Below are 25,708 nucleotides of genomic sequence, written 5' to 3'. Positions count from 1 at the left end.
GTTAATCTATTTGCCAGGGATTCTCTCGACGGCGTTATGCGCACCACACCGCGATTTTCTCTCACCTTCATTCGGCTTATGCGCAACGCACTCGTTACAGCAGCTATCTTTTTACAGAGATTTTCCCATTCTCATCTTTAATCGGTATAAAAATCGGTCTTTCTAATGGGGTTTTGTTTGGTGAATGTAAGGTTAGCATGAGCTGACCTTGTAAATCACGAAAAATCATGCCGTGTCCACCATCCTTCGAATAAATCGGTTCTGATTCATGCTCCCAAGGACCTGTAACGTCCCCAGTAGTTGATCTAGAAATTCCTTGTGCGTAAACGTTATCAATAAAACTCGCCCAAAGCATCAGCAAATCTCCATTATCTGCATGAAATAAAAACGGACCATCTGTCACATAGTTTTTCATCGTTTGGCGCTTCGGATGTTCAAAGGACGTCGGCCACGGCGCATCAGAAGCAGTGAAAAGCACAATTGGTTCACCAACTGTCGTTTTCAAATCCTTTGTTAGCTTTTGTGCACAAATTTCACCATCACCTACCTGCACCCATTCATGACAAAAGACCATCCACGGTTCACCCTGTTGATCGATATGTAAGGTGCCATCCAAAGAAAACCATTCTTTCGGTGTTACCGGACCCTCACTATGCGGAATAAAAGGACCCCTCAAGCTCTCCGATATGAGGATAGCAGTCCCACGCTTTCCATTGTCCTTCCGCAAAAATGTTGCAAACATATAGTATTTGTCCTGATATTTATGTACCTCTGGCGCCCAAAAATTTTCCTCTGAATAAAAGGAGTCATCTCTTCGAAACACTGGAAAAGGCCCTTCCCAATTTTCCAGGTCCTTTCCAATATAGACATCAAACCCTGTTCCTGCTCCCCAAATATTTTCATCGGTACTGCCAAACAAATAATAGGTTTCTTCTTCTTCATTTACAAACACGAATGGATCACGTATTTGAATATCCTTGTTTTTTACCATAAAGCATCCCTTTCTTATAAAAATTAAAGTACTTTTTCCAGATACTGCTGAAATTGATAAATGTCCTTAAATTGATGATCCGGATCGGTTGTATATGTATCTGATTGAAAGTGGGATAGCCATTGAACGGCAACAGTAGTCACACCAGCACTTTTCCCTGCTTCGATATCAGCATTACTGTCCCCAATCATCATCGCTTCTTCCTTTGGAGTATCTAATAAATCTAGTATTTTGTACAATCCTTCAGGGTGTGGTTTCGGGTGCTCGACATCATCGCCAGTAATCGCCACATCAAAATAGGATGCTAGATTTAATTTTGCTAGCGAAATGTCTAAACCCCTTCTCCCCTTCCCTGTGAAAACAGCAAGCTTTATCTCTTTTGATTGGATGAACTTCAACAGCTCTTCCATGGCGGACGATCGCTCGACTAACGTATCATGTTGTTCTTCATAGTGGTGAAACAGAGTTTCGATTGCTTCTTCCACCCTTTCCTTGCTCGAAAAATTGACCCTTATCATCTCTTCCTCAGCAAGTCCAAACATTGCTTTAACATCTTCAGAGCTAAGATCCTTATTTTCATACGTTTTAAACACCTTTTTAAACGCATCAAAAATAACCGGCAATGTATCGGCAATTGTTCCATCAAAATCAAAAATAATCGTTTTCATTTTTTCACCTTCCTGAGTCAATCTCATCATTACAATATCAAGCCATATCTCTACAATATAGTTGGAAAAGGGTAAATCCAACTATATGTTGTATCCTAATGACGATAAATAAGTATGATGAAATTGATTATCCTTTTAATCTATCAAAATTCATCCTTTAAACCAACTTTTTTCCATTATACACGGACTTTGTCTAACATGCAGTAAAGGGGACAGACCCCTCACCAAAGACAGCCTCTTAAATCTATTAGTTTTGATACGCTTGTTCGAGAACTTCATTTGCATATTTCTCTAAACTATCCATCGCTTCATCAAACGTTTTTTTACCATCTAGAATTTGATCTACTTCTCCGTTCATTCCAGATCCTTCAGCTGTTCCATATCCGCGCCACTCAGCCCAATTTCTAGTAAAAGAGTTACGGACTACCAATTCTCCTTGCTCTAAAATGATTGATTTATTATCAGGCAGTTTATCTTTTTCAAGCCACTCATCACTGATCGCAGCTTCTTTAAAAACCGGCACTTGTCCTCCAGTATAATTTTCAACAGTACGTTCTTTCCCTGTCATAAATTTGATAAATTCCCAAGCCTCTTGCGGATGGTCTGTTTCATTAAAAATGGCAATGTTATCTGGCCAACCATAGGCCACATCTTCTTTCCAGTTATTCCCTCTTGGAACAGTGGAAATGCCCCAATCAAACTGACCATTAATAATATTCCTGTTGTTTTCAATGTTCCAAGAACCATCCACCCACATAGCAGCTGTACCCAACGGAAATATATCTGACTGATTTGTACCTTGCATTTCCATCGGCTTCGGTGAAACTTTATGTTCCGCCGTCAGATTAGTTAAGAATTTCACTGCCTCTCTCGCATTATCATCCATTGCAAATTCAGTTTTTTCGTTATTTAAAATTAGCCCGTCGTTTTGATAAATCCATGGTTCAATATGGGCATAGCGTCCATAAAGCCAAAAACCATATTGATCTGTTCTCCCATCGTTATTCGTATCCAACGTAAGTGTTTGGGCAGCATGTAAAAACTCATCCCATGTCCACTCTTTTGTCGGATATTCCAAGCCAGCTTCATCAAACATATCCTTGTTATAATAAAGAACCGTTGTTACCCAAGCATAAGGAAAAGCATACATATCTCCTGTTTCCTTATCAGGGTACCGAACAGCATCAAATACACTGGTAAAGTAATCTTCCTTATTTATATCGTTGTCAACAAAGTCTTGCAAATTATATAGAAATCCTTTTGAAGCCCACTCGTCGACGAAGTCAGAATTCATATCAAACACATCTGGTGCACTTCCCGCCGCTGCCATTGCACTAATTTTCGACCAATAACTAAGAGGCGCATAGCTTTTTAACTCAATTTGAATATGTGGATTTTTTTCTTCAAATGCATCAATTAACCGTTGATTTGTTTTCTCCATTTCCGGGTACCGGCTAAAATAAGTCAACTGAACTTCTTCTTGCTCATTTGCTGCTTGAGATTGATTATTATTATCTTGTCCGTTTGGTTTCCCATCCGGTCGCTCAGATGCCTGCACACAACCACTCACCAAAATAAATAATACGAAAAATAACCCTGCCCACCTCTTCATGAAAAAATCCCCCAAGTAAATCATTAATATGTACCCACCCACAAAAAGCATAACAACAAATTATTAAACCAACTTAAACACACCGTAAAGAAAAGATGAAGTATAAAGGATACATAAAGGGGTCTGACCCCGCTTGTGGACAAAATGGGGGGATTGTCTTTGCTGGGAGGACACTTGGGTGTTTGAACGGTTTCGTTTACCCATTGAAATAGCAGAACTCAATACGACAAATTACGATAAAAAATCGGGTGGCGCCAGGCACCACCCGATTTTCATCGTTCGTTGATTTCGTCAATAATTGTTTGGATTTCGACTGCCAAATCAAATGCTGTCGTGTCCGCGCCTAGTTCTGCACGGTATTCAGCTATAAGATTAGGATCTACATCATAAAAGTAGTCGTTGTCTAAAGCTGTTAAAAGCTGTTCTTCTGTATCTGCTGTATTTACTGCGTTTACTACTTGATCTACTTCTGTAAATTCAATAGCTAGTTCCATTTCAGTGGTTACGTCACCAACTGTAATTTCAGCTAAATAATCACCATACTTCAAGTTGGATGCGTCAAAAATAGCTTCTACCACATTATCAACAATCTCAATATCTTCCCCAATAAAAACAGGTTCTTCTGCTACATTTCCATTTTCATCATAACCATAAACAGAAATTGTACCGACGTCACCTTCATTGTACGTCCTAAGAAGAGCTAATACATATAATTCCTTCGTCGTTTCATCTGCTACTGCAAATGGGTAAATCTCTTCTGCAATAAATTCAAAATCAGATGCTTTCATTGATTTATCCAGGAAGGTAGCAAATTGACCACGGGTAACCGGATCCTTTGGATGGAAATCAGCCAATTGATTCGTAATCCCTAATTGCGCTAATATTTTCACATTCTCTTTATGTGTATCGGATACATTATCTAAGTTGACATCAATATCCTCACCAGTACCCTCCAATAAGAATGCATTAACAAGCGTTGAAGCCATTGCTTCTCTCGTTAACTGGCTATTAATTTGGAACGCACCATTCGCTCCTTTAAAAATACCTGCTTCATATACAGCCGCAATTTCTGCAGCGTACGGATGTGTTGCGGAAACATCACTAAAATAGTCTGTTACCGTAGATTTTCCAGGTAATATTAGTCCAAAAGTGTTGGAGAATAGAACTGCAGCATTGGCACGGCTTAGCTTATCGTTCGGTTTAAACGTTTTATCTGGATATCCAGTAATTATCCCATCGTTCACTAATGTATAAATCGCATCATAGTGTGAACTACCCTCTGGTACATCTGTAAAAGTTACAGGAGATTCACTATTTGCGAATACAGAAGGTACTACTGCTCCAATTAATGAAGTCACAGCAACTGATGCTATTAATATGTTTTTAAATTTACCCATCCCCGAGATTCCCCCTATTTTTTATAAAATACTACTAGAATTATTTTATAGTTTAATAGAAAAAATAGAAATGCGTAATTATTACCATAGTATTGGAAAAAATGAGGAGTGACTGTCATCAGGAGTTAGAATAATTCGAACAGGTGTTCATAAACGAGGCTGGAGTGAGAGCAACTCCAATATTGGTGCGCATATTCGAGGTCACAGTGAGAGAAACTCCAGGATTAGTGCGCATATTCGAGGTCACAGTGAGCGTAAATTCAGGATTCGTGCACATAAACGATCCGAGTGTGAGAACAAATCCACAATTCCTGCGCATAAGCGAGCTAGTGTGAGAGAAAGCCCTCAATCCCTGTGCATCATTCGGGCGATGCCACAGCATACCCGCTCTTATAAAAAAATTAACTAATAAACTTCGGTAACAGCTCCTTTAGTTCCCTCCGATTGCTAATGTTTAGCTTCTTATAAATAATAGAAATATAATTTTTTACTGTACCTACATTGAGATCTAAGTCATCCGCAATCATTTGATTTGAAAAGCCACTGCCCATATACTGGATAATCCTTAAGTCTCTTTCGCTCAAGTCATCATAATCATGAAAAAGTTTTTTATAATAATCGAGGCTTCGTTGCTCTTCTAGTTTTTGTAGTTTGGATAATCTTTTAGAAAATTGGTGAACTAGATTTGTAGGTGCTACAAATTGACCTTCCGTAATAAAACGAAGTGCTTGTTGAAACTGGTCTATTCCTGAACCTCTAAAAATATAGCCGTCAGCCCTTGCAGAAATAATCTCCTCTATACATGTTTGTTCTTTATAAGCTGTTGTTAGGACTACTTTTATCGTTGGGTAATTTTTCTTCAACCATTTCGTGCAGGCCATTTCCTCTTGTTGCTCCAAATTAATATCAAGCAAGCACAAATATGGAATCACTTGTACGTTTTCTATTAACTCGATTACTTCTTTTCCGTTTGAGACAGCTCCAATTACTTTAAACGCTTCCATGTCATTAATAATACTAGTCATCATATCTCGGAAAAGTCCTTGGTCCTGAGCAATCAGTACAGTATGTTTGTTCACGCTCTTTTACCTCTCTCTTTTGAAATCTACTATCAAAAAAAGTGCGAAATCCAGATCTCACACGATGAATCTCAAAAATAAAAAAGTAGCAAGTCCTGATTACTACGACTCACTACTTTTTCATTCTTTACTAAATGGTAAGGTTCTTATTTAAACTACTTCCTTTGCCAAGACTCTTACTCGATCCATAACACTTTCTATTATCAACTCTAGCTGGGCTTCACTTTCGATCATCGTATCTCCTTTTACTCCAAAATAAAATTTAATTTTCGGTTCAGTTCCAGATGGTCGCAAGCAAAACCAAGAGCCATCAGATAGCTTGTATTTCAACACATTCGAATGTGGCAAATCCATCGTTTCTATTTCGTTATGCTCTACAAAGTTTCGTTTACCAGTTTGATAATCTTCAATGACCTCTATTTTACTTTTTCCGATTTCTGATGGCGGATTTTCTCGGAAGCTTGTCATTATGCTTTCAATTTGCTCTGCCCCGTCTTTGCCTTTCAATGTTATGGATTGTAAATCTTCCAGATAATAGCCATACTTTTCAAAAATTTCTAGCAACCCTTGATATAGCGTCATTCCATTTGATTTATAATAAGCTGCTACTTCTGCTATCATTGTACAGGATTGTACTGCGTCTTTATCTCGAACAAAATTACCGATTAAATAGCCATAACTTTCCTCATAGCCAAACAAAAAGCACTTATTCTTTGTTTCTTCAAATTCTTTTATTTTTTCCCCAATAAACTTAAATCCAGTTAACGTATCGATCGTTTCTAGTCCAAAATCGCTAGCAATATCTCGACCTAATTCAGACGTAACAATCGTTTTTAATACCGTGCTGTTACTTGGCAGCTCTCCTTTTTTGTATTTTTGTGTGACTAAATAATTTAAGATTAATGCTCCAACCTGATTTCCCGTTAATACTTGGTAATTCCCTTGTTTGTTTTTAACTGCTACCCCGACTCGATCCGCATCTGGGTCTGTTCCTAGTAAAATATCCGCCTGTAGCTTCTTGCCATCCTTTATCGCCAACTCAAATGCTGCGTGTTCTTCTGGGTTTGGAGAATTTACCGTTGCAAAAGTAGGATCTGGTGACTCCTGTTCCGCAACAACGTGGACATTAGAAAATCCAATTGCTTTTAGACCCTCTCTCACCGGAATATTTCCAGTCCCATGTAATGGCGTATAAACAATGCACAATTCTTTAGCCATTTTCTTAATCAAATCTGGTTGGACAACGAGCTTTTTCACTTCCGCCATATACGCTTGTTCTACCTCATCGTCAAGAATCGTTAATAATTGTAAATGCGTTAATTCTTTTTCATCCGCTACGTTAACGGCCAATTCATCTTTTACTTCCTTTACTTTTTCCGTTAAAAGATCAGCTTCCTTTGGGGGAAGCTGTCCGCCATCTGGACCGTACACCTTAAACCCGTTATATTCTGGTGGATTGTGACTAGCCGTAATTACAATCCCTGCATAAGCATTTAAATGTCGAATCGCAAAAGAAAGGATTGGTGTCGGACAAAGCTTATCAAACAAGTATGTAGGAATGCCATGCAGCCCAAGCGTTTTAGCTGCTTCCAAAGCAAACTCCTCTGATTTCAGTCGGGAATCATAAGCAATGACAACACCTCGAACACGAGCGTAAACACTTTTTTCCTCCATATATCGTGCCAAGCCTTCCGTCGCTTTTCTAACGGTAAACTTATTCATCCGATTTGGGCCAGGACCAATTTCCCCTCGCATCCCACCTGTTCCAAATGTTAAATTCTTATAGAAGCAATCCTCTAGCTGTTTTAAATCTTTCTCTAACTGGTATAATTGGATTTTCAACCAACTATCCAGCTCATCAAACTGTCTCCATTTTTCATACGTATCAACCCAATCCAAATTTCTTCCCCCTTTTCCCTTCCAATCTTTTTACGTTGGAAGCTTTGTTTGAAACCCATATGGATAGCTTTTATGCCAATCCCAAGCATGTGAAACAATCGCCTCTAAACTTGGGTACTGCGGGATCCATTTCAATTCCCCTCTTGCCTTATCAGAAGCAGCAACTAAGACGGCTGGATCGCCTGTCCGTCGAAAGGAAACAGTCGAAGGAATAAATACTCCAGTCACCCTCTCACATGTTTCAATTACTTGTTTAACAGAGAAGCCTTGCCCATTCCCCAAGTTATACACAGCACTTTCATTTGTTTCTTTTAGCTTTTTCACTGCTAAATAATGTGCCTCCGCTAAATCCATCACATGAATATAGTCACGGATACATGTCCCATCTTCTGTTGGATAATCATCACCAAAAATGTTCACCTGTTCTCGTTGTCCTAACGCAACCTGTAAAACAATCGGGATAAGATGTGTTTCAGGATCATGATCCTCGCCAATTCTTCCTTGAGGATCAGCCCCTGCTGCATTAAAATAACGCAGGCTTACCGATTTTAATCCGTAAGCCTGATCACTCCATTGAAGCATTTTTTCAATAGCAAGCTTCGTTTCCCCATAAGGATTTGTCGGGATTGTAGCATTCGTTTCACCTACTGGAATGAATTCAGGATCCCCATAGATTGCGGCTGTTGATGAAAAAACAATCCGGTTTACATTGTGCTGAACCATTTTCCTGATTAGATGAAAGGTCCCGATTACATTATTTTCATAATACTTAAGCGGATCCTCTACACTTTCTCCAACTTGAGAACTTGCAGCAAAATGAATAACCGCATCAATATCATAGGTGTGAAATATTTCATCTAAAAGCTTCTCATCGTGGAGGTCTCCTTCATAAAAGGGTGCTTCGAATAATGCATCTAGGTGCCCCCTTGATAAATTATCCAAAACAACGACTTCTTCTCCTTGTTCCTTTAAATGTAAAACAGTATGGCTTCCAATATATCCTGCTCCGCCTGTTACAAGGATTGTCATTTATGATTAACTCCTTTCTATTAAAACTTTAAAATAAAATTTGACTGATAAAGATTGTTAGCAATATGTACACAGGGCATTGAACCCTTCCTCACACCACACTACCGCAGACTAGCGCTAAGGTTCTGGTATTTTCCGACCCACAGCATGATCGAGTATCTCCATTGATAAGGGTAAGGAGACATCACCAATATATAATTCAGAATATTCAGTTATTAATCATCAGTAAAACGTTATTTTTGTACTTATTTTCTTCATTTTTATCTTCATGAGTTAAAATAAACCTAGTATTTTTCTCTTCCTTACCGGATTTGGTTCTAACTGATGAATTGTCTCTCCGTTAATTAATAGCTCACAATTTTCCATAAAATAAAATAATAATTCATTTCCGTAATACCTTTTTATTTGTTCATAAGCGTCGCTTAATTCAAATGGACGGCTCGTCGTATTATGGGCATCAGAAGCAATGAAATGGACAAGGTTGGCATGAATGAATTGTTCACTTAACACCTTTACTTTTTTCCCCCATCTACCATTAAGACTGCTAGCAGTAATCTGTGTTAATGCACCGTTTTTCACCAATTCATATAATTTCTCTGGCCGCTCTAGGAAGTCTCTATTTCGTTCCGGGTGTACGATTATGGGTGTATACCCATGTAACTTTAAATCAAAAAACAGTTCACTCGTATATCTCGGAACATTACCAAACGGCAATTCAACGAAAACATATTCACTTATATCAATTAACGGGAGTATCGAGCCATAAAGGATATCTTCTGTCATCTCACCATAAATTCTTGTTTCTTGTCCTGGGAGAATCGTAATCGGTACTTGCTCAGCATACAAAAACTCATTTAATTGACTTACTTTCTTTAAAATAGACTCTTTATTGTTGTTAAAGGAGCCGTTTCGATGATGAGGGGTGGCGATAATCGTATGAATCCCTTGATCGACAGCAGCTTTCGCCATGTTAAGACTACTTCTATAATCCTCTGGACCATCATCCATACCAGGTAATATGTGACAATGTATGTCAATCATGCGCTTACACCTACTTTTTATCTTTATCTTTCCTTATAAGGACCCATTAGCTCCCCATCATTGTGATTTTATGTAACATTTTCATTTCCTTAGACTTAGTTATATCAAAGGAAAAGTTAAATTCCATATATCCAAAGTTATAGAAAACGCTTTTTCTTCAATATTCTGCACAATATCTTAATTTTCTTATAAAAAGAAAGAGAAGGGGTAGGGGGGTCAGACCCCTAGGGGTCTGACCCCTCCTTCTCCCGCCTCGCGCAAAAAAAAAGCAGGATTACCAAAGGGCATCCTGCTTTTTACATTCGATCGATTAATTTTAATTCTTTTGCTTTAAACACTGCTTTTGTTCGTCGATTGACGTCTAATTTAGAGAAAATGTTATGATTATGGACTTTAATTGTACCAACTTTTAGTCCAAGGGTACGTGCGATTTCCTGATTCGAAAGGCCTGCCGCCATTAAATTAATAATTTCTAATTCCCGATCGGTCAGTTCGTCAAAAATCATCATTTCTGGATTTGCCTCTTCAATCGCAGCAGTACTTGGTTCTCGCTTTGGTTCACTAGAATTAAAGGTTTCCAATAGTCTTGTTACAAACATCGCTTGTGTACCAAGGTATTTAACGACGTTCGCTAGTTCGTCTGAAAACAGATTAGCAATCCAGCGATTTTCCAAATAAAGAATCCCTTTATACTGCCCTTGAATCATCAGCGGCAAACATAGAATCGACCTGGGCATCTGCTTTCGGATATAGGGATCTCGGTGATAAGCCTCATGATGAGCTATATCATCAATGATAAACACTTGCTTCGTCCGATCGACAAATCTAACAATCTGCTGTGGAACCTCGTTAGATTCTTCCATTCGTTGTGACAAGAAGGAAAACTCCGTCGTCCCTTTTACTATCGCCGTTACGATGATTTCATCTGCTTCTTTTGTAAAAAGCACCCCTTTTTCAGCCAATGATTCACGCTTAACCGAAAACATTAATTCCTTTAACGAATAGTTGAAGTCCATTTCTTCGGATAAAGATTCCGATGCTTTCATGATGTTACCCAGGTTTGTCATTGGATACGCTTCTAACTCATGCTGCAGCAGAACCGGATTATTTTCTGTTTCATCCGGCAGCTCGTCTACATTTTCCACTCCAAAATATTCTGGATACGTTTCCTTTATCGCTGTTGCCTTAGGCTTTGCTCCCCACTTCGTGTAAGCAACCACCGCTTTCTCCAAGTGATGTTTCGCTTCACTTTCTTTTCCAAATTGAAGGTAAAAGCGACCTGCTAATTCATAAGCAATGGCAAGATTCCGGCCGTATTGGCTCTTTTTCGCTGATTCGATGGCATGCTTGTACAGCAGGTCTGCTTTATCTGGAAAATCTTGCATTCTAGCATATTCCGCACGCAATAACCATTCCTTATGTTCAAACGCCATGCTGTTGTTCTGCCTCCAGAATGAAAATTGACGCAAAATTTTTGCCATATCTCGGAGTAGCTGTTTTTGCTCTGCCCCATCCCATTGATACCATGCTTGCAATATCGCTAATGCTTTATAAAAAAGATACTCCCCATAATGGGTCAGATGCTGAACGTTTTGCAAATAGTTTTCCGCTTGTTTTGCATATTCCACCGCTTTTCGATAGCTGCCGTGGATAAAACAAATTTGCATTTTATACGTGTAATATTGAAAAAGCGTGTACCTGCCTCGATCATCTAATTGAGCTGTTTTGATAAATTGATCCTCATTAAAAAACGTGTCATTCAATGTAAGCGGATTATCTGTTAGCCCTTGTAGGCAACGAGCAAATTGAATATAGGCACTAGCACTGTTTTGTGTATAGCTATCCTTGATTTGCTCTAGGACACCGAGATGCTTTTTATTCACATCAATCATTTGATCTAACGATTTCCAAGTGTAAATCGTGTTAATATGAGCAGCAACAGCCATACCGGTATACACATAATCCCCAACACTCAGCCCTAAATCGATCGCTTTTTTCAGGTAGGATTCCCCACGAGTCCCATCCTTGTACCATTGGCAAATTACCCCTCCAAACAAGACATATACTTTGCACTGGACGGATGGAAACCCCTCCTGGTCAGCTAATTCAACTGCAATTTTTCCAATCTCATAGCTTTTCTCAACTTCATCCAGCTCTGCACATAATAACACACCATAAGCCGCATAAACCGCTGGAGCTATATCTACTTTTCCATGCTCTAAAATGAGTTCAATAAAGGTATGAATAAGTAAAATGAAAACATCTCTTTGATGGAAGAAGGCTGGTACCATTAGTTCAAACAAGATGTCCATTGCAATTTTCATATCCGTATCGGTTACATCTGGAATATCCCGTAACGATTCAAACCCGCTCGGAAACAAGGATTTCGTTTGTTTGATTGCTCGCTTTACTGTTTCCTCATCAGGCGAGGCAGCGATATGAATACCTTTATCACGAAGACATTGCAGCCCGATTTCCATTGCCTCTTTATAATTGCCTTGACTAATTCGCTTCGTAATTTTTTGCTTATAGACGAGTGCTGCTTCTTCCCAATTTCGCGCTATCCCAAGCAGCTCTTGATTAATCGATTTTGCTTGTTCGATATTTCCACAAAGGTATTCAATATTGGAAAGTTCTAAATAAAGCTGGTAGCAATAGGTAAATGAATGGATCCATTTGTTTACGTCAATAAAGCTGATTGCATTTCGATAATAAAATTCCGCTGTATCATAGGCTGCTGAGCTTTTTGCCTTTCTTGCAGCTTGATGATTCAATCGTAATAGCTTTTCTTTTTCCTCTAGATTAGTGATTAACGCTTTTCCCCGATTATAGTGGTTGACCGTCTTAAACAAAACATTATCTGTTTCTATCATTTGACTGAGAAATCTACCAATTGCTAAATGAATCGTTTGTTTCTCTGTTTCATCAATGAAAGAATAAGCAATTTGTTGAATGCGGTCATGAAAAAATTGATAGCGTTTATGCCCATGATCACTGTTTGGAGCAAGAATTAATCCTTCCTGCTGCGCCAACAATAGCCCCTCTTTTAGCTCATCTAATGAAAAGCTGGAAAAACGCTCGAGATCCTCCTCGTAAAATCCATTTCCTAAACAAGCAGCCTTCTTCAAAACCTCCGTTAAATTGGCAGGAGACTGATGAATTTTTTTCACCATGTGTTCAATAATATGGTCTTGGTCCTTTACCGCTTGTATTGCCAACTCATCCCATTTCCACTTTTGTAAGGCAGCATCAAATTGAATCCATTGCTTAGAATGAATCAGCCTTAATAATTGCTTCATATAAAAAGGGTTTCCTGCAGTCTTTCGGTAAACCAATCGTGCCAAGCCTCGACAATCTGCGAATTCACATTCTAGTGTATCAACGACAAATTGCTCTACTTCTGCTATAGATAAGTTCGGTAATTCTAATTCAGTAAGCCCTACCCCATACTTGTCAATACCTTTATGGCGTTCATATGCTTTATCAAATGCCTCAATTTCATGATGTCTGCACGATGCGATTACTAAAAACCGCTGACTATGCGAATCTGTTAACAAGGAGTATATGAGTCGAAGGGAACCATAATCAGCCCAATGAATATCATCAAGAAATAAAACTAAAGGATGGTCTACACTAGCAAATACTTGGACAAATTTATTAAACACCTGGACAAACCGATTTTCCGATTCCCTATCCGAAAGAACCTCTACAGGCGGCTGTTCCCCAACAAGTGCGACTAACTCAGGAATGACATCCGTTAAAATTCTGCCGTTTTTTCCGAGTGCCTGCTGTAAACTATTTTTCCATTCCTCCACCTGATCATTTGATTGCATTAAAATTTGTGTGATAATACCACGAAAAGCATCAATCAACGATGTATACGGGATGTTTTTATGCAATTGATCAAATTTACCATAACCAAAATAAGCTCTATTTTGGATCATCGACTTGAATTGATTTTTTACTAGCGTCGTTTTTCCGATACCAGCTGAACCACTTAACATAACTAATTCCGTCGAGCCAAATGCCGCGCGCTGAAACACATCATACAAATCATTGATTTCCTTTTCTCTTCCATAAAAAGCAGTTGGAATAGAAAAATCACCAGAAAATGACCCTAATGACAGACGAAACGGCTGTATAGTGCCTAGCTCACTTAATTCCTTCAAACAGATGAACAAATCCTTAGCTAAGTGCTCACTGCATTGATATCGTTTTTCAGGATTTTTTTGCAAAAGTGTCACAACAATATTGTTGATCATTTTAGGAATCATACGGTTCATTCGCGTTAACGGAATCGGTTCAACCGCAATATGATTGTGTCTCCAATCGACATCCTTATTCCCCGGAAAAGGATCTTTGCCATTTGTGAACAGCTCATACAACAACAAACCGAGCTTGTACAAGTCGGAACGTTCATCATAGTTTTTTCCTTTATGAATGATTGCTTCCGGCGCTTGATACTTACTATGAAGTTGTTTCTCCATATACGGTAGCGGTAATATTTTAATTTGTTTATTATTCTTTAGAATGATTTGTTCAGGAATAACTGTGAAGTGAATGTTCTTTTGCTTGTGGAATTCGTGTAAGGTTTCGACGAGTTGTATAGCGATATCTAGTGTATCTGTAGTAGATAATTCCTTATGTTTCAATGCTTGTATAATTGGTCTACCTTCCGCATATTCAAAAACTAAACCATCTTCTACCACTGACTTAGGATGCAACACATTCGGTAATTTCAATCGTAGGTGTTCACGAAGTTCTTTTTTTAGTTGCACCGACGAATGATTCGAATTACCTATCTCTTTCCGTAATAACACATTACTTTCTGAAGATACATGAAGTGCTTTCACATAATCAAAATCCCCAAGCCGCCAAGCCAACCCAATTTCTTCCCATTCACTCATTCAGATTATTCCCCCCAAAATTATTTAAATTTTGATGATAGAACATATATTACCAAAGTTATACAATTTTTCAAATACATTTTCAGAAAATTTTGATATTATTTTACAAAGATAAACCCCTTGTGCCCCAAGGGGTTAGCAGTTTTTGTTAAGCTGTGTCGTATACTGTTGAAACAACAATCGAAACGTCGACGAATAGTTGGTGAGAGTTTTTGACATGGGACAGAGGTGGGACAGAGGGAGGATGGGACAGAGGGACAGGTCCCTTGTCCCTCTGTCCCTAAGGTGGCGGTGCGTATATACTTAGTAGAGCCGCGATCCGTGCGCATAAACACCGCACCAACCCCAATTAATAAAAGGCAGCGCACCATTTGGCACACTACCTCGTTCTTTTATATCGTATAATCCGGCAATGCATCAATATCCTCCGGCAAATCAATTAAATACAGGTTTCCATAGCCATTTTTATCACTAGTAAATAATAATTTCTTTCCATCTGGGCTAAATCTGGGGTGGGCGTGGACTTTTTGGACGTGGAAGCTGCACCGGTGTTCACATAATAATTTTGGACCGGAAAATTCTCCATCTTGCCTACTCCAAATGACTAGTTTATCAGACGGAGCTCTTCCATCGACGACCACTTTGGAAAAGCCGTGCGAATGGGCATGCCAGTTTCGAAAAGCAAACTCTATCTCTTCCATATTCTTATTATCATAGCTGATCTTTCCGAAAAATGCTGTTCCATTTTTTCTAAAGCCATGATACCCAATGTGTTCACCGTCTGGGTGCCAGTATTCATGCCCGACCATTTCCTGTTCCTCTTTACGCTCTCGAATTTTCCATGCATCCCCTGTTTCCAAATCAAGTCCCCATATACGGTGATCGACCAGTTGCCATGGTCCTTCATGGCAAAACGTAATCAAATCGCTTTTTTGTGGTGATGTATTGATGTGGGTAATAAAATTTTCTTCCTCATAAACAATTTCACTAGTGCCATCCTCAGTCGAAATTTTGATAATTTGGGCCTTTGGTTTCGCTTCCATTAACTCCCGATGACCAACATAGCCATTTCCAAGGTCAATCTTAAATTGATTGGAAAAGTCTTCACGATTGCATGTAATCACATATTTTCCATCTGCCGTACAATTTAAATTACCACCGATAAGAGACGCTGGTCCCTCATACAACAACTGCTCATCCAACGTCTGAAGGTTAATTTCTATGATTTTTTGATTTCTTCTAAAATAGGCCCTATCACCACTCGGATGTAAACACGGTGATAAACTACCAAACGTTTGATCATGGTCCGTTAATTGAAGAATATCTCCCGTACGAAGATCGATACTAAATAAGTTCGTTTTATTTTCTCGATCAGAACAAAATAACAGCTTATTTCCATTTTTATACCAGCCATTTTCAGTGAAATACAGGTGATGACTATGACCGGTATAGTTCGTAAGCTGGGTAATTGTTACATCCGTAAACCGATCTTGAAAGGACTCCCACTCTGGTGACCACTGTTTTCCTTTCGTCATATTTCCCAACTCCCCTATAACAGTACTTTGTTTGATAGATTTATTTCCAAGCTTTTCACTCCCTGAGCAACTAATCTAGCAATTTCACCTGCACCTTTTTCGGTAAAATGGGTACAGTCCGTTCCATTCACAGAGATCATAAACAGTTCTTTCACTTGCTCATAGCCAATCGAAGTATAGTAGGCCAAACTCTGCTTCATTAAATCAATCAGTAAAACATCTTCTTCCTCTGCTACCTCTTTCATGGCGTTGCAATAATCACCAAAATCCATTAAAAATTCTTGATTCACGTAATGCAGCCTTGCCACTGGTGTAATTAATATTGGGATTGCTTGATGTTCACGTGCACCTTGTACATATTGTTTTAAGTATTGCTTATAATCGTCATAGGGTTCGGTATACCGTTGAGGACGGATTTTCGTTGAGTCATTATGACCCAATTGGATCAGTAAATAGTCATTCTTTGCTATTTCATCTAAGATGTTAGCTAGTCGCCCCTCCGTGATGAAGGTTTTAGAACTTCGACCACCTATTGCATAATTATAAATCTCTACTTTTTCATCAAAATAATTGCCGATAAATTGTCCCCAACCTGCTTGTGGGGCTTCACTTTGACCATAGGTTTGAGCTGTTGAATCTGAAGCTAAATATAGTTTTACCTTATCACCCATGAATTTATCTCTCCCATCGCCCTTGCCATTTTTTTAGATAAGCTAATCGTACTAATCTATTATTCTTATTTCCATCGAAACCGGTCCAATCAAACCAGATTTTAAACGGGCATTATCCATTTTATTTGCCATCGAGTTCGTTACATCAATACTAATCGTATTTTTTCCAGCTTGAAGGAAAGAAGGATCCAACTCAAATCGATAGGGTGCCCACATTTTTAACCCTACTTCTTTTCCATTTACAGTTAATCTAGCTATCTCATATACCTCACCAAGGTCAACAGTGGCATGAGCAATTGGCGATTCCTCTTCTATTGCAAAGCTGTTTTCGTATGTTACTGTCCCAGAAAAGGCTTCCATTCCATCCCATTCAACCCACGACTCCAAAGCATTACTTGCCGCTTGAGTAGGGGAATTTTTGACTGCCCAACCATCGTTCATTGGAATGAATGTAATGTTCATTGGTTCGGCCCATTTATCTGCATTCTTAGGGGCTTGATTCGTATCAACAGAAAAGACAATCGATGATCTCCTCTCCAATTCAAAGGGAACAAATCTCTTGTCACGATCCTGTTGAACTGCAACTTCTGAAATGGCGCCATTCCACGGATCCCATTTTTCCACCTTACCTTCTTCTACTTCAAAAGTACCTACATAATTGTCTTCTCCTTCATTTACGAAAAAATAAAAGAGAGTGCCATCTTTTACTACTTTACTCAGTCGTATCGATGGACTATGAGGTCTTAAAGTCACTTGGTGTTTACTTATGTCCGGAAGTGCCGACACAACTTCTTCCTCTTTCCTAATTGTTCGAGCCCTATCAACCGGTGAATGACTTGACTCTGTACAGACAATCACATGTCCTCCGCCTGCGTTAAAAAGTTCCAACTTTTCCTGAACAGCGTCGTCTATTAAACTATAATCCTCCACAACAATGACCTCATAGCTCTGATCTACAATTAAGATTCTACCATCCTGAACATTGCTTGAAGATAGAAGAAGGGACTGCTCTAGGTAATTAAATTCCACCTGATTTTCATAAAATGGCTTGACAATTTTCCAAGGCAAATGGTCCTCTTCACACAATACAGCAACAGACGTTTGATTATTACTATCTGTCATTAACCAGCTTAACCGCTTCATGTATTGAGAAAATTGCTTGTAATAAGGCCACCATAAGTTGTTCGGTCCAACATCTGGTGGTCTTTCATGACTGCGACGCTTTCCATCAATCGAGTAATAAAACGCATGCGGACATAGTAAGTTAACACCTCTGACAAGTAGCCAATCCATATACCATTTCATATCTCCTGCACTAAGCGCCCAAGGACTTTCCTTACTACACACCCCTAAAAACTCATTTAAATTTCTGCGTCGTCCGCGATGTCTAGCAGCATCCGCCGAACACTTACCGGCTGTCGAATGCTCTCCTTCCAAGGCTTTGCCATCCTCTGGTGCGACCCAGCGCCAAACAACGTCCTGACCAGGAATTTGAAAATGTTCCAACAGCCCAATATCATCACTAGCTGCCGGATGTCCGGTTAACGCAATACCATGACCAGCACACCAATCACTAATTTGCTTATAGTAAACTTCCGTTAATCGTTTATTAACAGCTTTTCGGTAGTTTTTTCTTATACCATCCGTTTGATCACCTGCATCAAACCACAATGCTGGTAAATCTATTTCTTCATTACCGTTACCTTTAAAATAGGTTAAAAAATCGTTCGTCCACGGCTTTAATCCTTTAGCCGAACCTCTTCCTAAAATATCGGGTTCATCCGTAAACATGGCAATCACTGTATCACCGAAATATTCCTTTAGCTTGGCATAATACGTATCATGGGTAATTTGAATAAATTTCTTCACCGCATCGGGATTCAATAAATCGGCTGAAGCTGGTGCATGCTCCTCCCCATCATCTTCGCCGAAGTGAATACCACGAATCGTTCCGCCTGAGAAGGTTTCGATAAACAATAGAAGTGACCAATTGCCGTTATTTGGAGGGGTGAAATGAACCTTTTCACTTTCCACTTGTAGTAGCTGACAGCTTGCTAGATCAATGGATGCTTCCGTTAGTTTTTCTACCGCTTGAACAGAAACCAGCTTCTCCCCTTCAGATAAATCAATCGACATTTCATTATGCTTTTGACAAGGGTACTCGATCATCATCAACCCACGGCTAGCGTATTCCGGATTATCCTTTACAACGAAACCTTTCGCTGCACCTGAAGGGTACATCGCCTCATCGTATAAAATGACAGACATACCTAAACATTTGGCCTCTTCAACTGCTACATGAACGAGATTCATAAAAGTTTCTGATAAGTACTCTATTTCCTCTGGGATTCCAATCCTTGGGTGTAAAACAAATCCCGTTACCCCTTTTTCATGGAAATCGTGGATTTGCCTAGCAATCTCTTCTTTTGTTAAATCATCATTCCAAAACCAAAATGGAATTGGCGTGAATTCTTCTGGGGGATCCAAAAACTGCTGCTGCAAGGCATCACTCATTTCTTCACAACCTTCACCTAAAATATTTCCCGGGACAGAAGAACAAGGACAGAAGCAACTGTCCTCCCACAGTGGACAACTGTCCACGAGCGGGGTCAGACCCCTTTTACAAATTAATTAGTTCATCTACTTTTACGGCTTGACCTGTTTTCAAGGAGATGTTCCCTGCAATTCCTGTTAGGATAGACATCGCACCGTCAACATGGGAAGCTGCTCGATTAAATTCATCTTCAACAGGAGTCCCAAAAATATCCTGTAAAAGAACAGGGTCTCCACCACCATGGCCACCTTTCCCTTCGATAACTTCAACCTCGTATGGCTGACCGAACATTGGCATGACCATGATCGATTTTTCCTTTACCTTCCCTTCGTCGTCCTTGCTTCCGCCGGAGTTAATATACGATTGTTCGCGAATACGAACTTCCATTCTTCCTTTCGTTCCATTAAAGGAAACAATATACCCTTCCCATGGCAAGTACGCGTTCAAGGAATAATTTAAAATCGCTTTGTTTTTATAATTAACCATCACACCCAATGTATCTTCAATACTAATCCCATCACCAAACACACTTTGATCACGTTGGTATCCGTCCTCTTTTTCTGCATCCAAATACATAGCTTTCAAGTGCTCATTTTCTTCTAAATGAATGGCAAATGGATCATCCTTGGCAACCTCACTACCGTATGCACGTTGATAGAACTGTGTTACGCCTCTTTCCTCTGCATTTTCTCTCCCATAAAAACGCAATCCACCTGATGCATAGACCGTTTCCGGTGTAGTTCCTAGCCAAAAATTGACGAGATCAAAGTGGTGCGTTGATTTATGAACGAGTAATCCGCCACTATTTCGCTTGTCACGGTGCCACCTACGGAAATAGTCGGCACCATGCTGGGTATCCAATGCCCACTCAAAATTAACGGAAGTCACTTGACCGATTGTGTCATTCATGATTAGCTCACGGATTTTTGTATTGTGTGGTGCATAGCGATAGTTGAATGCAACTCGAACTTCATTGCCAGTCCTGTTGATTGCATCAATGATGTCCTGACACTTATCTGCATCAACGGTCATCGGTTTCTCCGTCACGACATCACAACCTAGTTCCAATGCTTTAATAATATAAGTGTGATGGGTTCGGTCAACCGAAGTAACGACAACCTTTTCCGGCTTTTCTGTCTCAATCATTTTTTCAAAATCAGCAGCTAAATACGTATTTATTTGTGGGTGATTGTACTTTTCCTCTAATAATTGATTGGCATAATTCATTCTCGTCTGATTCACATCACAAAAAGCGACAAGTTCACATGTATCTCTGAAATCTCTTGCAATTGCTCCATAGAAAAACTCAGCTCTTCCACCAGTACCAACTAACACATACTTCTTCTTCATCATAAGCAACTCCTTGATTAAAATAGTTATAACTTATTTGTGATAACAATTTCCTATAGTCCTTTTTCTCGCAAATAGAATACATCTCCAGTTCACGACAAAATCTCTTGATCTGTTACCTTTCGCTGTCCGCTTTCCTTAAGGGGTGCAGGTTGAATGACAGGCTGTTCCTTTTCCACTTCTTCTATTCTACGGAGGAGTCGCTTTCTCATTTGACTAGTAACCTGCTGATGGGATTTTAGCCCGATTAAATTAATAAGTTCATAAGGATCTGCCTCCAAATCATAGAGGAATTCCTCAACATACGAACCAGACTTTGAATCTGTAACCCCATCCTTTGTTGGATCAGACACACTATACTTCCACTTTTTCGTACGAATCGCCCTCCCGACTTGACTTTCACTAATCTGCATAAACAGATCATCTGGCCAACCATCCTTTTGACCATTGATTAATGGAAGAATTGAATTTCCTGCCATGTCGTTTGGAATATGCAATCCTGCTGCATTCAATAATGTTGGCGGAATATCAAGCAGGCTGATTAATTCCTTTTTTTGACCGCCTCCCATGAAGCCGGGTCCAGTAATCGCTGTCGGAACACGAATCGAACTTTCATGACAGGAACGTTTGTATTCATCATTTCTCGTTTTAAAATGACAGCCGTGATCAGATGAAAATAATACGATTGTATTGTCTTTTATATTTAAACTTTTTAACGCATCCATCAATCTACCTAACGCCTCGTCTAGTCGCTTGACCATTCCATAGTACCCACCAAGATGCTGTTGTGTTGTTCCGCCTAGTGCAGCTAAGTCTGGAGGTGTCCATCTTGAAGTATATTTTTCCCTGTATCCATCCGGAGCAGGATAATCATCGGATCGATTCTGGTGGTGCGGCTCTAAAAAAGACAAGAACAAGAAAAACGGCTGTTCTTTGTCATGTTTCTTATCAATAAATCGGATGGCGGCATCTGTTAATGCATCAACACGATAACCTGGTAATTGAACAGGCTGGCAGTCTTCATCATACAAAACTGTATGATACGCCTCAGAAGTGTGCTCAAGCGCATTAGCCGCCAACCAATAGTCATAGCCACCTCTTTTTTCCTTGCTCACTGGTTCTTGAGCGGCCAAGTGCCATTTTCCAATGTAGCCTGTGTAATAGCCACCTTCCTTGAAGTAATTCGCCAATGTTTTAGTATCTGGCGGTAATGGATTCGCATTTCGATAGCATCCTGTTGTTGTTCCATATAAACCAGTTTGCATACAAGCACGAGCCGGGCCACAAACAGGATGATTTGTAAACGAATGATATAAATGCGTTCCTTCCTTTGCCATCCGATCAAAATTTGGTGTTAATTCTAATGGATTTCCGTGTACACCCGTTGTATCCCACCGTTGTTGATCAGTGAAAAAAACAACAACATTTGGACGTTCCTTTTCGCTTCCCAGCATACTCACCCCCTGTTATTCAACATGAACACTAGTATACTTTTGTAGTTGTCGCTGTGCTCTAACATCCTCTAAGGTATGATTTTCATAGTTGAAATATTTACCTTCCATCAAACCAATCAATGTGTTTGTAATTTTAACCTCTACCACATTTTCGCCATCAGAAAGCATTTCTGTCATGCCCTGCCACTTGTAAGGAGACCAAGCTTTTACCCCAAGTGACTTACCATTAATCAGCACCTCTGCACATTCGTGTACATCCTCCAGTTCTTTTACAGCTAACGTAAATTCCTCTGTATAAGGAACATCAAAATGTACGTTCGTTTGGAATGAAATTGTACCTGCATAGAATGGTAACCCTTTGTAAGGACCGATCAATGACGTTGCATTGGTTGGTACATCCGTCATGATTGATTGCAGTTCTGTATCAAATTCGACACCAAAGTCCCCCATCAAGTAAAGTGGATCAACAACACCTTCCCAATCGTGATCGACTTTTCCTTTTACTTTTAGCGTATTTTCACCGTGCTTTAATAACGAATGTACATCTGCAACCACATTATTATGGTCATACACAAACTTTTGAACAAAGGTTGAACGATCTACTACTACGCCGTTAAGTAAAATATCAAAATCTCCTGCTATTGCATGACGGTCCATGACTAATGAGCAATGTGCAGGTAAACGGTCGATAAAAAAGGTCGTTTGGTAGTTTACATCAATCGGGTAAGCTAAATTTACTTTCATCGGCGTACCAAATGTTTGTGTAAATTCGATTGGAAGCCTATGATTGTTAGCTAAATCCTCACACTGATCAATAAATGTTTTCGTTTGTACCGTACCGCTTGCTTCTCCTTTTGATTCTATTTGCAGCTCAAAGGTATCAAACCGGAGCATATTTTCCTGCAATGGGGTCATCTCCCATTGGTGAGAAGCATCTATTTCCAGTTGTTCAGCATCATTATTGGAATTGCTTTCATTTTTATGTGCAGCCTTTTCTATTTGGATTAAATGGGATTGGTAGGCCGCAAATTCTAAATCAATTCTCCAGAAATCCCCATCGATGACCGCTTCTATTTTTTCCGAATCACCAGTTTCTAGATTCAACCGGGTGAACTTAACTCTCTGTTCCGCTTTCTTCACATAGAGTGATGCTTGATGGGTGTCCCCTTCTTGATTGCTCAAAAATACTGCTTCCGAATCATCTTCTAATTTTCGATGTTGCATTAAAAACGACTTCGAATCATCATCCACTTTAAAAGCAATGTCTTGTTGAAGCTCCTCATCAAGAATAGCAGCTAACGCCTCTATTCTCTCACTCAACGGCTGATTTACCGTAGTTGGAATAAAATAAGCATTCTGGGACACGGGGACAGGTTCCTTGTCCCGCGAAACCTCCCAAAACTCGGAAGAATATTGATCATCTAAACCAAAAGTAGTCCTTATATCCTCTATAGTGGATTCATCATCAATGTTTTCATATGGAAGGAGACCATTAGCAATTACTGTACCGCCTTCGTTAATAAATTGCTTGATTACCTTCCAAGCATCACACTCTAGGTTCGTTATCGGAGGCAAAATGAGAACAGAATAGGCAGTTTTTCCAATCCGAATTTCGCCATCCATAATTTCTGCTTTTTCTAAAATCTCCGGATCAAGGTGATCATAATCTTTATAATGGGTCGTTAAATGTAAACAAATGTCACCCCAATGCTCCTTTAACAGTTCCAGCTTCTTTTCTTCCTCAGAATTTTCTCCAGTGTAAGTAAAACGATTATATGGATTTCCCATATGTGTCCAAAGACTAGTTGTTGGGTCAAGGACAGCAATCGGACGAACCGGTGTACCTTCACTCATTACGTAACTGATTCTGGCGGTATAGTCACCTAATTTCCGAAAATGCTTCCAATATGGATTTTGTAAAAAGTGGGATGGTGGTGCATCATGCTTTACCATCGCGTCCAACGTATAAAAGAATGCATGAAAATTGAAAAAGTTTATCCCCAAGGCTGCCATTCTATCAATCATCCATTTGGCGTCCTGTAATGTCATCGACCAACCAACACTGTGAAAGCATTCGATTAACGCTCGCTCTCTACCAAGCTGGTTACTTAAAGCACTAGTCATTTTAGGATTCGCTCTAAAGCTATAAAAATATTTTCTTAATACCCAATCGAGCGAACGACCCAGCTTTTCATGTGCACTATCCCCTCCAGGAACATGGCTGTACAATTGAGCAGACATTCGAACAGACGGAACTTCGGCCACATAATCCAAACTGTACTGTTCACACCAGTCATGTACCTGCTTATGATAAGATTTTCGCGTTAATAGGTGAATTGCTTGGTAGTAATGATAACGAACCTTCGCTGACGAGTTATTATCATGGTGCAGTAATAGATGGATATAGTCTCTAATGTCATAGCCGTAGTTTTCCTGAATAAAAGGGACAAGCTTTGGCGACCACGGAAATCTTCCTAGTAAGTGAATCTCATCAGTAAACATTCCTTTAACAGTCTTGCCGAAATATTTACCGACCTTTTCCGCATAGCGATCATGTGTTGTACGAATAAACGTAAACATCGCTTCTTCATGACAAGGGTCGACAAACGTGCCATAGTATTTAAAATCATCAATTTCTTGTTCCAGAAAACAGTGGATTTCCCATTGACCTTCTGGTGCAGTCCAATGCAATACCTTCTTTGGTTTATATGTAAAATATCGTTTTTGATTGTAAGCAGTAAGTCCTGTTTTTTGATAAACAGGCTCCACTTGGATATTGCCAATAAACTCTTTTACATCGATGGCTTCATCCCAATCCAACGCTTCTGTTTCTGGATGGACCGGTACGGCTTTTGCAGAAAGGACTCGAGCCCAAGGCATTTCAAATTTACCCGTTTCTCCACTATTTAACTTCTCGACATGATGAATGAGCGAATATTGTTTTGCATCGGCATGCTCTAATGTTACCTCTCCTCCAGCCATACCACTTGGATAAGGGTATTCGTCATATAACCAGACATCCACGTTATAGTTGGCGGCAACCTCAATCGCATAGTCCACTTTTTGAAACCATTGATCGGATAAATAAGGGACAGACATCCCTTGTCTCGCACATAAAAAAAATCCGGTCACACCTTTGTCTGCCATTTCGGCAATTTGATGCTCAATCTCCTCTTCTTCCATTTCACCATTCCAAAACCAAAAAGGGTGAATACCATATTTTGAATCTGGACTATTAAACTTACGTAAATGAACCATACATTCACCTCTTGATTATTTTCTATTCTGAATTACGATAAAAACAGCTTTTCATGTTAACGCTTACTTATACATTAATAGGAAAGCGAATTTACAACAATCATACATTTTTGAATTCGCCTAAAAGAAGGATAACAATTTTTTTATTTTATGACACTTCCTTGCATAAAAGGGGTCTGTAAGCTTACCCCTGTCAAGTAGACACATAAGGTTTGGGGTCATGCTGCCAATTTACTTTTATATTGAACTGGAGCTGATGATCC

15 protein-coding genes are annotated in these 25,708 nt (G+C 39.5%); all 15 read right to left on the bottom strand.

The genetic code is table 11. The annotated features are described in order from the left end of the window. Positions 1–103: 103 nt before the first annotated feature. A complete protein-coding gene (locus JOC48_RS19680; protein ID WP_204502122.1) occupies positions 104–991 on the bottom strand; it encodes a glycoside hydrolase family 43 protein in 888 nt (295 codons plus the stop codon). A 23-nt stretch (positions 992–1,014) separates the two neighbouring features. Then, positions 1,015–1,659 carry an HAD family hydrolase gene (locus JOC48_RS19675; protein ID WP_204502121.1) on the bottom strand — a complete coding sequence of 215 codons (645 nt, stop codon included), beginning with the start codon at positions 1,657–1,659 and terminating at the stop codon, positions 1,015–1,017. Between the two features lie 247 nt (positions 1,660–1,906). Further along, positions 1,907–3,271, bottom strand: a complete 1,365-nt coding sequence (locus JOC48_RS19670; RefSeq protein WP_204502120.1) for an ABC transporter substrate-binding protein — start codon at positions 3,269–3,271, stop codon at positions 1,907–1,909. 272 nt (positions 3,272–3,543) lie between these two features. After that, a complete protein-coding gene (locus JOC48_RS19665) occupies positions 3,544–4,668 on the bottom strand; it encodes an S-layer homology domain-containing protein (RefSeq protein ID WP_204502119.1) in 1,125 nt (374 codons plus the stop codon). 401 nt (positions 4,669–5,069) lie between these two features. After that, on the bottom strand, positions 5,070–5,747 hold the full coding sequence (locus JOC48_RS19660) for a response regulator (protein ID WP_204502118.1): 678 nt from the start codon (positions 5,745–5,747) through the stop codon (positions 5,070–5,072). A gap of 150 nt (positions 5,748–5,897) precedes the next feature. Continuing rightward, positions 5,898–7,646, bottom strand: a complete 1,749-nt coding sequence (locus tag JOC48_RS19655) for a phospho-sugar mutase (RefSeq protein ID WP_204502117.1) — start codon at positions 7,644–7,646, stop codon at positions 5,898–5,900. Positions 7,647–7,676: 30 nt separating this feature from the next. Then, positions 7,677–8,675: a UDP-glucose 4-epimerase GalE gene (galE, locus tag JOC48_RS19650; protein WP_204502116.1), complete on the bottom strand. Its 999-nt coding sequence runs from the start codon at positions 8,673–8,675 to the stop codon at positions 7,677–7,679. A gap of 273 nt (positions 8,676–8,948) precedes the next feature. Further along, positions 8,949–9,716 carry a tyrosine-protein phosphatase gene (locus JOC48_RS19645; RefSeq protein ID WP_204502115.1) on the bottom strand — a complete coding sequence of 256 codons (768 nt, stop codon included), beginning with the start codon at positions 9,714–9,716 and terminating at the stop codon, positions 8,949–8,951. A gap of 296 nt (positions 9,717–10,012) precedes the next feature. Continuing rightward, positions 10,013–14,623, bottom strand: coding sequence for an AAA family ATPase (locus tag JOC48_RS19640; protein ID WP_204502114.1), 4,611 nt, complete (start codon positions 14,621–14,623; stop codon positions 10,013–10,015). A gap of 392 nt (positions 14,624–15,015) precedes the next feature. Continuing rightward, a complete protein-coding gene (locus JOC48_RS19635) occupies positions 15,016–16,158 on the bottom strand; it encodes an oligogalacturonate lyase family protein (RefSeq protein WP_204502113.1) in 1,143 nt (380 codons plus the stop codon). A 14-nt stretch (positions 16,159–16,172) separates the two neighbouring features. Then, entirely contained in the window at positions 16,173–16,829 is a 657-nt protein-coding gene (locus JOC48_RS19630) for a rhamnogalacturonan acetylesterase (RefSeq protein ID WP_204502112.1), read from the bottom strand. A gap of 51 nt (positions 16,830–16,880) precedes the next feature. Then, complete coding sequence (locus JOC48_RS19625) at positions 16,881–19,343, bottom strand: glycosylhydrolase-like jelly roll fold domain-containing protein (RefSeq protein WP_204502111.1); 2,463 nt, start codon at positions 19,341–19,343, stop codon at positions 16,881–16,883. A gap of 106 nt (positions 19,344–19,449) precedes the next feature. Continuing rightward, complete coding sequence (locus JOC48_RS19620) at positions 19,450–20,736, bottom strand: Gfo/Idh/MocA family protein (RefSeq protein WP_204502110.1); 1,287 nt, start codon at positions 20,734–20,736, stop codon at positions 19,450–19,452. An 89-nt stretch (positions 20,737–20,825) separates the two neighbouring features. After that, the gene (locus tag JOC48_RS19615; protein ID WP_204502109.1) at positions 20,826–22,187 is read right to left on the bottom strand and encodes a sulfatase family protein; all 1,362 of its coding nucleotides are present in this window, start codon (positions 22,185–22,187) and stop codon (positions 20,826–20,828) included. Positions 22,188–22,199: 12 nt separating this feature from the next. Continuing rightward, entirely contained in the window at positions 22,200–25,445 is a 3,246-nt protein-coding gene (locus JOC48_RS19610; RefSeq protein ID WP_204502108.1) for a glycosyl hydrolase, read from the bottom strand. Between the last annotated feature and the right edge of the window lie 263 nt (positions 25,446–25,708).

Origin of the sequence: Aquibacillus albus (genome assembly GCF_016908325.1) — a bacterium.
Lineage (GTDB): Bacteria > Bacillota > Bacilli > Bacillales > Amphibacillaceae > Aquibacillus_A > Aquibacillus_A albus.
Note: the sequence above shows the minus strand (reverse complement) of the source record. Positions and strands in the feature narration are given on the sequence as shown.